The sequence below is a fragment of the Paenibacillus xerothermodurans genome (genome assembly GCF_002220865.2).
In the GTDB taxonomy this organism is placed as follows: Bacteria; Bacillota; Bacilli; order Paenibacillales; family NBRC-103111; genus Paenibacillus_S; species Paenibacillus_S xerothermodurans.
This window is the reverse complement of the sequence record NZ_NHRJ02000002.1, coordinates 322326-333737: the sequence shown is the minus strand read 5'-3', so window position 1 is coordinate 333737 and position 11412 is coordinate 322326. Positions and strand designations below refer to the sequence as shown.

General features: G+C 51.2%; 14 protein-coding genes. 11 read left to right on the top strand and 3 right to left on the bottom strand.

Annotation, left to right across the window (positions count from 1 at the left end):
- Positions 1 to 22 precede the first annotated feature (22 nt).
- Positions 23 to 1636: an ABC-F family ATP-binding cassette domain-containing protein gene (locus CBW46_RS05210; RefSeq protein ID WP_089198949.1), complete on the top strand. Its 1614-nt coding sequence runs from the start codon at positions 23 to 25 to the stop codon at positions 1634 to 1636.
- Between the two features lie 54 nt (positions 1637 to 1690).
- On the opposite strand, the gene CBW46_RS05205 is transcribed toward CBW46_RS05210, so the two are convergent.
- Positions 1691 to 1894: a hypothetical protein gene (locus tag CBW46_RS05205; protein WP_089198948.1), complete on the bottom strand. Its 204-nt coding sequence runs from the start codon at positions 1892 to 1894 to the stop codon at positions 1691 to 1693.
- 106 nt (positions 1895 to 2000) lie between these two features.
- Between CBW46_RS05205 and CBW46_RS05200 the strand changes: the two genes are divergently transcribed.
- The 8 genes from CBW46_RS05200 (at position 2001) to CBW46_RS05165 (ending at position 7826) form a co-directional block, all read left to right on the top strand.
- The gene (locus CBW46_RS05200; protein WP_089198947.1) at positions 2001 to 2522 is read left to right on the top strand and encodes a hypothetical protein; all 522 of its coding nucleotides are present in this window, start codon (positions 2001 to 2003) and stop codon (positions 2520 to 2522) included.
- 53 nt (positions 2523 to 2575) lie between these two features.
- Positions 2576 to 2890, top strand: a complete 315-nt coding sequence (locus tag CBW46_RS05195; protein ID WP_243633179.1) for a thioredoxin family protein — start codon at positions 2576 to 2578, stop codon at positions 2888 to 2890.
- Between the two features lie 24 nt (positions 2891 to 2914).
- The gene (gene kapB, locus CBW46_RS05190) at positions 2915 to 3298 is read left to right on the top strand and encodes a kinase-associated lipoprotein KapB (RefSeq protein ID WP_089198946.1); all 384 of its coding nucleotides are present in this window, start codon (positions 2915 to 2917) and stop codon (positions 3296 to 3298) included.
- A gap of 105 nt (positions 3299 to 3403) precedes the next feature.
- Entirely contained in the window at positions 3404 to 4774 is a 1371-nt protein-coding gene (locus tag CBW46_RS05185; RefSeq protein WP_089198945.1) for a sensor histidine kinase, read from the top strand.
- On the top strand, positions 4771 to 5424 hold the full coding sequence (locus tag CBW46_RS05180; protein WP_089198944.1) for a response regulator transcription factor: 654 nt from the start codon (positions 4771 to 4773) through the stop codon (positions 5422 to 5424). Before CBW46_RS05185 ends, CBW46_RS05180 begins: the two co-directional genes overlap by 4 nt.
- Positions 5425 to 5537: 113 nt before the next feature.
- Positions 5538 to 6614: a Gfo/Idh/MocA family protein gene (locus tag CBW46_RS05175; RefSeq protein ID WP_089198943.1), complete on the top strand. Its 1077-nt coding sequence runs from the start codon at positions 5538 to 5540 to the stop codon at positions 6612 to 6614.
- 8 nt (positions 6615 to 6622) lie between these two features.
- On the top strand, positions 6623 to 7309 hold the full coding sequence (locus tag CBW46_RS05170; RefSeq protein ID WP_089198942.1) for a trimeric intracellular cation channel family protein: 687 nt from the start codon (positions 6623 to 6625) through the stop codon (positions 7307 to 7309).
- Positions 7310 to 7328: 19 nt separating this feature from the next.
- The gene (locus tag CBW46_RS05165; protein ID WP_089198941.1) at positions 7329 to 7826 is read left to right on the top strand and encodes a hypothetical protein; all 498 of its coding nucleotides are present in this window, start codon (positions 7329 to 7331) and stop codon (positions 7824 to 7826) included.
- 139 nt (positions 7827 to 7965) lie between these two features.
- Here the strand turns inward: CBW46_RS05165 and CBW46_RS05160 are convergent, their stop codons facing one another.
- Together CBW46_RS05160 and CBW46_RS05150 are read right to left on the bottom strand one after the other, a co-directional pair.
- A complete protein-coding gene (locus CBW46_RS05160) occupies positions 7966 to 8268 on the bottom strand; it encodes a response regulator (RefSeq protein ID WP_243633178.1) in 303 nt (100 codons plus the stop codon).
- Between the two features lie 512 nt (positions 8269 to 8780).
- Positions 8781 to 9128, bottom strand: coding sequence for a winged helix-turn-helix transcriptional regulator (locus CBW46_RS05150; protein WP_089198939.1), 348 nt, complete (start codon positions 9126 to 9128; stop codon positions 8781 to 8783).
- A 204-nt stretch (positions 9129 to 9332) separates the two neighbouring features.
- Here CBW46_RS05150 and purT point away from each other — a divergent pair, with 204 nt between their 5' ends.
- Together purT and CBW46_RS05140 are read left to right on the top strand one after the other, a co-directional pair.
- Complete coding sequence (gene purT, locus CBW46_RS05145; protein WP_089198938.1) at positions 9333 to 10514, top strand: formate-dependent phosphoribosylglycinamide formyltransferase; 1182 nt, start codon at positions 9333 to 9335, stop codon at positions 10512 to 10514.
- A gap of 78 nt (positions 10515 to 10592) precedes the next feature.
- Positions 10593 to 11378 carry a TIGR00266 family protein gene (locus tag CBW46_RS05140; RefSeq protein WP_089198937.1) on the top strand — a complete coding sequence of 262 codons (786 nt, stop codon included), beginning with the start codon at positions 10593 to 10595 and terminating at the stop codon, positions 11376 to 11378.
- The last annotated feature ends 34 nt before the right edge of the window (positions 11379 to 11412 follow it).

Sequence of the window (11412 nt, the reverse complement as noted above, 5' to 3'; positions counted from 1 at the left end):
TTTATGAGAGTAGGGAATAACGATGATTACAGTATCTAATGTAACTTTGAGATATGGCAAGAGAGCGTTATTTGAAGACGTAAATATTAAATTCACTCCAGGCAACTGCTATGGTTTGATCGGCGCGAACGGCGCAGGGAAGTCAACGTTTTTGAAAATACTATCCGGTGAGCTGGAGCCAAACAAGGGCGAAATCAGCATCACGCCGGGGGAACGAATGGCGGTTCTGAAGCAAAACCATTTCGAGTACGATGAAGTGGAAGTGCTTCGCACGGTAATGATGGGCCATACGCGTTTGTTTGAAATCATGGAGGAAAAGAATACGCTGTACGCTAAGCCGGATTTCTCCGAGGAAGACGGAATGCGTGCTGCTGAGCTGGAAGGCGAATTTCAGGAGCTCGACGGCTGGCAGGCGGAATCCGATGCCGCCGAATTATTGATCGGACTGGGCATCGGCAAGGATTTGCATGAGATGAAGATGAAGGATCTCGGCGGTAACGAGAAGGTCCGCGTTTTGTTAGCACAAGCGTTGTTCGGCAACCCGAACATTTTGCTGCTCGATGAGCCGACGAACCATTTGGACATTGAATCCATCGACTGGCTGGAAAATTTCCTCGCCAAATTTGAGGGCACCGTTATCGTTGTTTCCCATGACCGTCACTTCCTGAACCAAGTCTGCACGCACATCGCCGATATCGACTTCGGTAAAATTCAGCTGTATGTCGGCAACTATGATTTCTGGTATGAATCGAGTCAATTGGTGCTGAAGCTAGCCCGCGAAGCAAACAAGAAAACCGAGGAAAAGCGTAAAGAGCTCGAAGCCTTCATACAGCGCTTCAGCGCCAACGCATCCAAGTCCAAGCAGGCTACGTCGCGCAAAAAACAGCTTGAAAAGCTCACGCTCGAAGACATCAAACCTTCGACGCGCAAATACCCGTTTATTAAGTTCCAACCGGAGCGAGAAGCTGGCAAGCAGCTGCTGACGGTGGAGAAGCTGACAAAATCGATCGACGGAGAATTAGTGCTGAATAACATCAGCTTTACGTTGAACAAAGGCGATAAAGTAGCGTTGGTAGGCCCGAACGGTCACGCGAAAACGACATTGTTCCAGACATTGATGGGTGAGTTGACTGCTGATTCCGGCGAATATACTTGGGGTGTGACAACAACGCAAGCATACTTCCCAAAAGAAAACTCAGCGTATTTTGACTCCGACTTGACGTTGGTAGATTGGCTGCGCCAGTATTCGAAGGATCAGGATGAATCGTACCTGCGCGGATTTTTGGGCCGCATGCTGTTTTCCGGTGAAGAGGCGCTGAAGAAAGCTAGTGTCCTGTCCGGTGGTGAGAAAGTGCGCTGCATGCTGTCAAAAATGATGATGAGCGGAGCGAACGTACTGCTGCTGGATGAGCCAACGAACCACTTGGATCTGGAGTCCATCACAGCACTGAACAATGGTATGGTCGATTTCGACGGCACTATGCTGTTTGTTTCGCACGACCATCAATTCATCCAGACAGTCGCCAACCGTATCATTGAGATCACGCCGAACGGAATGATCGACAAGATGATCACGTACGACGAGTATCTACAAAACGAAGACATCAAGAAACAGCGCGAACTGCTATACGCATAAGCTGGTGAACACCAAAGAAAAAAGGATGAGCTTTTTTGCAGCTCATCCTTCTTTTTAACTACCGCCGGTGCGGCGCCGTTGATTGTTCGGCTTCTTGTTATGTTGGCTTTTCATCACTGCACTGTCACCGCCGCGAAGCTGTGGATTTGACTGTGCTGCGGCTTGTTCTTGTTTCTTTTGGGCAAGCTTGTTTTTAATGGCGTCTGCCAGACTGATTTTTTTAGGCTGCTGCCCTTCCGTATTCGTTTCGTCGGCCATGCGTCTGCACCTTCCCTGCGTCTAGATGCTTTTATTGTACTGATTTGTCCAAGCCTAAGCAAGCGAAAAAATAATTATACATAACATACGGACTAGGAGAGACATCATGTTTGACCCAACTGTTTTTGATAATTTGAGGGTTGTCTTTGAAGGCGCGATGTATGATTTGGATCTCAATGGTCCGGTCCAAATTACACAGCGCATAGACCGTGTCGAGTTAGCGACAATGTCGCGAAGCTTCGCGATGGAAGCGATGCGCAAAGATGGCGGTATCACAAAGGGAAGCTTCATGCTGACCGCTTCACTCGCTGATTTATCCGCGGAGATTTTAGCTGAGGCAGGCAAGCAGCCAGGTTGCGCATTGGAGCTGCGATTTGAATTTCCCATCCGGGAGTTCGAACGCGATTGCGCTCTGGCTGCGGAGAGGATCGAAGCAGTGTGGGGGACGGAGCATAGCACCGCGCAAACCGTGAGCCGGGATTACGGGCGGGCACCGTCGGATTTAACGGATATACTGCGAATTCGTTTTGCACAAAAACTCGACGAGCGGCATATCGATGATATTCCCAGGCTGCTGGAACATCTGCTGCTGAGCTTGGAGCGGCTGGATGATGCTTTTGCTGTTTAATCGGGGTGTTTTTACATAAAAGCTCTGCTATGCTTAAATGGGAGGGGAGCGATGTGACAGAGTGGACGGAACGTGAGCTGCAGCAGTGGTGTAATGAAGCGTCGGAGCGCACATTTGTGTACTTTTACACTCCCTTTTGCGGGACGTGCCGGGTGGCGGAACGCATGCTTCAGGTGATTCTAACCATTAAACCAACACTGCCTATCGTGAAATGCAATATTAATTATTGTCCCCAGGTCGCGCAAAATTGGCAAATAGAAAGTGTGCCCTGTCTGGTGGATGTGGAGGCTCAGAGCGTGTCACGCAAGCGGTATCGGATGCAGGATGTGAATGAGCTGCTTGCTTGGTTTCAGAGCGGCACGGACTGATTGTGAAAAAAAGGAGGAGACAATGTGAGTAACCAATTGCAAGTAGGTACCAGAGTGACCGCACAATACAAAACCGGGGAGTATGTCGGAGAGGTGGCGGAGGTGTCCCCGTCCGGCAAAATAGCTGTTAAAATCCTCGCAGTGATAAAGCATCCAACCCAGGGCGATCTGCACAATCCCATGGATCCGCATGTGCCCTTCTTTCACCAGCGCCGTGCATTAGCTTACCAAGAGATTGCGTTAATTCCGCCTCATACGGTCAAGCCGTTTCACGCGACGGTTCAGGATTATCGCGAATCGCTGGAACAGGCGCTGCAGTCGCAAATGAACTCGCTTAGACAGACGGCGGATTGGGCGGAACGCAGCCTGCGGGAGCTGCAACTACTCAAACAGGAGTATAATCTTTAATAGATCCGCGAAGGCAGGCTGGGACAAATCCGCTACAATAGGTATAATGTGTAATTGTAAAGCTTTATCACCATTATGCTGTTTTGAACGGAAGTGCCCGATACGATGTTGTTTGTACTGATTGGTTTGTGGACGATCGGCTTGCTGCTGCTAATTACGGACCCAAAGCGTTCCACCACCCGCTGGATAGCGAGCATCGCTTTCACCGGCGGGGCGGGGGCCCTGTCGGCTGTGATTCATGATCATTTTACGCCTTACTTGTTAGAGCGGCAGCTCTTAAATGACACCGTGATGATCGCGCTCGGCGCGGCGGAGTCGGCGTCTTCACTCGTGTGCTATTATGGCTTGCCTTATACGTTTCTCATGTTCTGTGTTATCTATCATCCGCAGGCTGCGCAGTGGCGATGGAAGCGAGCGCTTACCTGGATTCTGCTCGTCCCCGCCGGGCTGTCCTTCGCATTTGAACCGGAGGCCGGCAGGCCGATTCCATATCATTTTGTTACATACTGGACCGTTCCCTATATATTGCTGGGAATTGGACTGCTGCTGCATGCCGCATTTAAGGAAAGGAATTCATTCCTCCGCAAACACCGGATGCTCACCACGCTTGCAGCCGCGCCGACGTTATTTTTTGCAGTATTCACCCTATACGTGCTGCCAACTTTTTTCGGACTTTACGAGTCATGGCGCTATAACGCGCTCGTTATCGGGTTTACATTGGCGGTCATTTTGTTCTCCAGCTTCCGATACGGTTTTATGGGGCTGCAAATTTCCATCCATAACCAAAAATTGGATTACACACTCCGTGCGATCACGTCAGGTACAGCCATATTAAACCATGCCATCAAAAACGATGTAGGCAAAATACGGCTGTTCAGCGAAAAGATCAAATCGGAGGCTGGCCGGAACGACCCAGCGCAGTTGATAGATGATATCGACGTGATTATGAATGCCTCTCAGCATATCTATGACATGATTTATCGTATACAAGGACAGACACAGGAAATCGACATTCGGCCTGAACCTCTGGAGCTGGGGCCATTGTTGGAGCGGTGTATTACCATGCTGGAACCGGCTCTCGCGGATATCTCTGTTGTCAAGGAGTTTCATAGCGAGGGGCGAATGTCCGGCGACAGGGCACAATTGGTCGAGGTACTCACTAATGTGATGACGAACGCAATAGAAGCTATGCCCCATGGCGGAACGCTCACGGTAAAACTCACAGAGACCAAGCGAAATCTAGTGGTGGAAATTAAGGACACGGGCAGTGGTATGGACAAAAAACAGCAAAAGCGCGTCTTCGATCCGTTCTATACGACGAAGTCTGGCAAGAAGCTCAACTTCGGGCTCGGCTTATCATACTGCTATGCGATCGTGCAAAAGCATAAAGGTTCGATGGAGCTTCACAGTCAGCCGGGGCACGGCACATCGGTGTTCATCAATTTTCTCAAACGAAAAGGCGGTGCAGCAATATGAGTCGAATCCGTGTCGTCATCGTGGAGGATGACAAGGATTGGCTGCGGGGGCTGAGCAGCTATCTTGGCAAGGAAGAGGATCTGGAGATTGTAGGAAGCGCATCATCCGGACGATCGGCGGTCGAACTGTTGGAGCGGGTTGAAACGGACGTCGTGCTGATGGATATTATGCTGTCGGAGAGTCCGGAAGGAATCTGGGCGGCGGCGGAAATCGTCCAATGCACAGGTGCTAAAGTAATCATGCTCACCTCGATGGAAGAGAACGAGCTCATCTTCGAGGCGTTTAAGGTGGGAGCAGTTGACTACATGGTGAAGTCCAATTTCACCGAGATTCCTCAGGCGATACGTAACGCCTACGCCAACCGCAGCGCCATTCATCCCAGCGTAGCAGCGAAAATGCGCGAAGAATTCCGACGGCTAAAGGACTTGGAGCACGAGGTCCGGGTGAAGGAGCTGCGCAGCCTGCTTACGCCAACAGAGGTTCAGGTACTCGATTTGATCGAAAAGGGGCACACCCAGACGCAAATCGCAGAAATCTTTGTAGTTTCGATTCGAACAATTAAAGTGCACGTGGGCAACATCTTGCGCAAGCTCGGGGGCAAAAGCAGTAAGGAAGCAGCCCAAAAGGCTAAAGATATGGGCATTTTGTAGCGGTCTTCGCGTCTCGCGGCGCATGAAGGCCGTTTTTTCATTGGCGCGGCTTTCACGCTTTATGGTATATTATGTTCAGTTTGTACTTACTCAGACGAGGAGGACGATAGACCATGAGTGTGAATAATATCATTCAGATTGGCGTCATTGGGGCCGGTAATATCGGTAACGTACATATTCATGAGTTCAAAAAAATACGTGAGGCTGCAATCGCGGCTGTCACCGATGTGTATTTACCCCTGGCCGAATCCAGAGCCAAGGAACACGGCATACCGAAAGTTCACGCTTCATATGAGGAAATGCTGCAGGACCCGAGTCTGGATGCGGTAATTGTAGCTGTGCCGAACGAGATGCATGCCCCCATCGCGATACGTGCCTTGGAGGCCGGAAAACACGTACTTCTCGAAAAGCCCATGGCAATCAACGGCACCTCGGCAAAACAAATCGTGAAGGCGCATCGCGCTTCCAATAAAATTTTAATGATTGGACACCAAATGCGTTGGGAATCCATCAACCTACAGGTGAAGGAGCAGATCGACAAAGGCGCACTCGGACAAATTTACAATGTAAAAGCCGGTTGGATGCGCCGCAAGGGCATTCCTGGCTGGGGAACGTGGTTTACGCAAATGGCGAAGTCGGGCGGCGGCCCCTTGATTGACATTGGAGTGCATATGCTCGATCTATCGCTGCATCTGATGGGCAGTCCGAGACCTGTTTCTGTATTCGGCACTACCTACGCCGAATTCGGGCCGAAGCGCAAAGGTATCGGAACTTGGGGAAAGCCGGACTGGAACGGCACCTATGACGTGGAAGATTTGGCTACGGCCTTGATCAAGATGGACAACGGCAGTACGCTCACACTGGATGTAAGCTGGGCTGCACATAGCGACATGCTGGACAACCAGCCTTACATTTATGTTATGGGCTCCGAAGGAGGAGCTACCTTGCGCGGCAAACACGGCAGACTGTTCACTGAGCTCTTCGATAGGACGGCGGAAGTTGAATTGAGTGTGCCTGACAACGACGAAGGGGCTCGTGTCCGATTGAGCCGTCATTTTGTGGAATGCATTTGCGAAGGAAAGGAACCGATTACATCTGCACTGTCGGGCTTGTCGAACAATTTGGTGCTGGAAGCAATTTATGAGTCTTCGCGCACCGGCAGTGTCGTGACGTTAGATTGGAACATTTGATATAAACCATGGACTTATTGGAGCTTAATTTACAATTATTCAGCATCATAGGTACGGTAGCTTTCGCCATTAGCGGCGCGGTCGTTGCTATGGAGGAAGAATACGATATTCTTGGCGTTTTTGTTCTGGCTCTCGTAACCGCATTCGGGGGCGGCGTCGTCCGCAATTTGCTGATCGGCGTACCTGTCACCACACTATGGGAGCAGGGCATGTATCTGAAAACCGCGTTAATTGCAGCAGGACTGGTATTCATTGTCCCGGTGAGTTGGATTCGCAGGTGGAAAACCTGGGAATCCCTTTTCGACGCGGTTGGATTGGCCGCGTTCTCGATCCAGGGCGCGCTGTACGCAACCAATATGAATCATTCGATCAGCGCAGTGATTGTCGCCGCAGTAATGACCGGAATTGGCGGTGGCATCATCCGGGACGTGTTGGCTGGTCGCAAGCCTCTTGTTTTACAGGACGAAATTTATGCGGTGTGGGGAATGTTGGCCGGCCTCATGGTCGCGCTCGGCTGGTTCCAGGGCTCTGTGTATTTATTAGTATTATTCGTAATTATTGTGGTGATGCGAATGCTTTCGGTTTTGTTCAAATGGCGTTTGCCGCGCCGCTCATTAAAGCTGGCGGATGCCTGCGCGGCCATGTATGCCACCGCAGACAACAGCAGAGAGAGCAAACGTAGCGATAGCATGTGACAGAGAGGAGGAACGGGCTATGGATGTATCGTTCTCGGAATTAAAGCGGGTTCCATCCCATGTGCTGCAGCAGCGCTTGGAAACCGTGAAGGAATTGAAAAACGATCCGTTAGAGATGTATGAGGTGGCCAAGGATAAACTGACGGGCGAACACTATCTACACTATGCCTACTTGCACAAGCAGGTGGCTGCTATCGGACCGCAAAGCACAGGCGAAGAAATATTCCACCAGCTGCTGCCGCTGGACACTGATGATGTGCTGGGAATCATCGTCGGCGATGAGGCATACATCTATCCGGAGGCTTGGGATCGCGCGTTTCTGCGCAACGGACCTGAAGGAGATTATGTTTGGTTCGATCCGGCTTACACCGAAGATGAGACACAGAGCGAACTGATTGGACGAAGAATACAGGAGACGCTGCTGCGTTTCAAACAATCTGCCGAGCTGTCGCCCCAAGCCGTGCAAAAGCTGATGGAGGAGCTTGACCGCGCGCGCCGGCGTGATAACAGCGAATAGTAGCAGCTAATAAAAAAACTCCTGCAGATCATGCCGGCTGCCGCAGATCTGATGAGGAGTTTTGGTGACGGTTTTTCCCATCGTCGATCTGCGCAGGAGCGCGCCCGTTCTGGCGGCCAGCTGCCGCATGCTGAACGGTTTACATAAGTAATCGTCCGCACCTATGACAAGTGCTTTCACACCGTTCGGAAACCTCGCTTTTACCGGAGATCATCTTGATCGGAACAGAGGATAAGGCACGGAGCTGCCGGCACAGATCAATTCCATTCGTGTCAGGGAGCATCACGTCCAGCATGATTAAGTCCGGCTGCCCGGTGGCAAATAATTGTTTCCCCTGGCGTCCGTCTGCGGCCCAAACCACTGTGTAATCTTCCTCCGACAAGTAAATGGAAATCATATCCGCGATACTTTGATCGTCTTCAATCAGTAATACTTTAGACATGAGTTCCTCCTCCGATGGCAAAAATATGCTCGTCTTACTGCTGTAACGTAAAATGTCAACCCAGACAAGCCGTCTTAACCAATACTTATGTGCTTTGCATCCGAGGAGGAATATGCCCATGTACTTTTTCCGTGCAATTCGAATCAGCAATATATAACCACGTGCAAGAGCTGCAGCGTCTGATCTCGGCGCAAGGTAAAGCTCTCACAGAGCCCGAAGTGGCCGCCACTAGTATGGAGTTGGACTTACTGATTCTTACGGCAATGCGCAGCCAAAAAAAAGCTTTCTGCAAAACGAAGCTTCTGAAGTAAAATAGTTATGTACATAGACGATCTGCCATAGACCGTCTTTTTTTATTATTCATGTTGCACCTGGGGAAGAACAGTTCGCGTGCCAGCTGAGTTTGAGTTGTTCTGCATAGTGAGAGCTTTTATCCGGCTAAGAGTAAGTTTTGCATGGTGTTTTGTAAAGCGGTCAGCGGACTCGAGGAGACTGTGCCTGCGGTCGGCGGTTTATTCGCTTCCCCGCACCTTCGAGTCGTCACACTCCACCTGCAGCCAATTGTCGCCCCACTGCTGTACGGCTTGCATGACGGGCTGCAGCGCTAGCCCCTTTTCCGTTAATTCATATTCGATGCGGACCGGTGTCTCCGGATATACATGGCGATGAATAAGACCGGCTGCCTCTAATTCTTTGAAACGCTCTGCGAGCATCCGATCGCTCATGCCGGGTATCATTTCTGAGATATCCTTAAACCGTCTCGGGCCATTCAGCAGCGAATGGATAATCAGGCCTGTCCAACGCTTTCCCAAAATTTCAAAAGCAGCTTCAAACTTAGGACAAAGCTGTTGATCGCTCATAGCGCTCATCTCCTTCTTTTTATCATTGTAACATAAGTAACTTGACAAAAGTAAGCCCTTTTGTTTCAGCAGTGCGTTGGCAGCGTATACACAAAGGACTCGCTCAACGCGCGAGATAGATGCGAAAGAAGAGCAAGTAAGCTATAATTTTTTATGAAAATACTGTATACAGCAAATATATACCTCAGGGAGGAATTATAACACATGTATGGCGCGCCATTGTCAGGACAAGCCAAAAAAATGCTGCTGCTCGGATCAGGGGAGCTTGGCAAAGAAGTAGTGATCGAGGCGCAGCGGCTCGGAATCGAAACGGTAGCAGTGGATCGCTATCCGAATGCTCCGGCGATGCAGGTCGCTCACCGCTTTTATGTCATCAATATGCTGGACGAGGCGCAGCTACGGGAATTGATCGAGCGGGAACGCCCGGATTGGATCGTACCGGAGATCGAGGCCATCGCCACAGACGTGCTCATTCAGCTGGAGCAGGAGGGCCTTCGAGTGGTACCGACGGCAGCCGCCGCCCGGCTTACGATGGACAGGGAAGGCATACGACGTCTAGCGTCTGAAACGTTGAAGCTGCCAACGGCCAAATATGCTTTCGCGGACAATCTCTACGAATTGAGGACGGCAGTAGCGGCAATTGGTACACCTTGCGTCATCAAACCGATTATGAGCTCCTCCGGGAAGGGGCAAAGTGTATGCCGTTCCATAGAAGACGCCGAAGCTTGCTGGGCTTACGCTATCGAAGGCGGCCGAGCGAAAAACAGCCGGGTCATCGTGGAGGAGTTTATTGAGTTTGACTCTGAAATCACACTGCTGACGGTTCGTTCGGTATCCGGTACAACATTTTGCGCGCCAATCGGGCATGTGCAAAAAGACGGTGATTACATCGAATCCTGGCAGCCGCATGCAATGAGTGATGAGCAGATCGAGCAGGCACAAGCTATCGCCAAAGCCATAACCGACGCACTTGGAGGTACGGGCATTTATGGAGTGGAGCTGTTTCTCAGCAAAGACCGGGTGTATTTCAGTGAAGTGTCCCCACGGCCGCATGATACCGGTATGGTCACCATGATTACACAGGATCTATCCGAGTTCGCACTTCATGTCCGTGCGATCCTCGGTTTTCCAATTCCAACGGTACGCCTGCTCACACCGGGGGCATCGCATACATTGAAGGCTTCCGAGGAGGCACAGGTTTATGAGGTGGGCGGTGTGTCGGAAGCACTGGCGCTGCCCAACACGCAGGTAAGAGTGTTTGGCAAGCCGGAGACGACGGTCGGCCGCCGCATGGCAGTGGCTCTAAGCTCCGCCGATGACGTGGAACAAGCGCGGCGAGCGGCAGCCACGGCGGCAAGCCGATTGACACTGCACTATAAGCGGTAACACGGGCCGCAGAGACTATGGAAATATGCTCATTCGCGGCGGTATGATATACTTAGGGAAAAGGAGGGTATACCTGGCATGAACGCACATGAGATCGATTATGAAATTCACGGATCGGAAATGCAATATGTCGAGATCGAGCTCGATCCGCAGGAAAGTGTGATCGCTGAGGCCGGCAGCATGATGATGATGAGCGCGAGCATCGACATGCAGACCATCTTTGGAGATGGCAGCGAGGCTAACAAAGGCCTTGTGGGCAAGTTATTCGGTGCGGGCAAACGTCTGCTGACCGGCGAGAGCCTGTTTATGACCGTGTTTACGAACCGCGGTGCGCGTAAGGAGCGCGTTGCATTTGCGGCACCGTATCCCGGCCGGATTCTGCCGATGGATTTGTCCGAGCTGGGAGGAAGAATTATCTGTCAGAAGGATTCCTTTTTGTGCGCTGCCAAAGGTGTATCGGTCGGAATCGCTTTCCAAAGAAAGCTTGGTGCCGGTTTCTTCGGCGGGGAAGGCTTCATTATGCAAAAAGTCGAAGGCGACGGTTTGGCGTTTGTCCACGCGGGCGGTACGATTTGCGAGAAAGTGCTGCAGCCTGGAGAAGTGCTTCGTGTCGACACCGGGTGTCTTGTTGCGATGACGCAGGAAGTCGACTACGACATTGCGATGGTCAAGGGCATCAAGACCGCTGTCTTTGGAGGCGAAGGACTGTTTTTTGCAACACTGCGCGGCCCCGGTCGTGTGTGGATTCAGTCATTACCGTTCAGCCGCTTGGCGGACCGCGTTCTTGCCGCGTCCCGCGGTGGGGGCAAAGAGGAAGGCGGCGTCCTTGGCGGCTTGGGCAGATTACTTGACGGCGATAAGTAAAACAAGCTATTATTCAAGATACGTGTGACAGGAA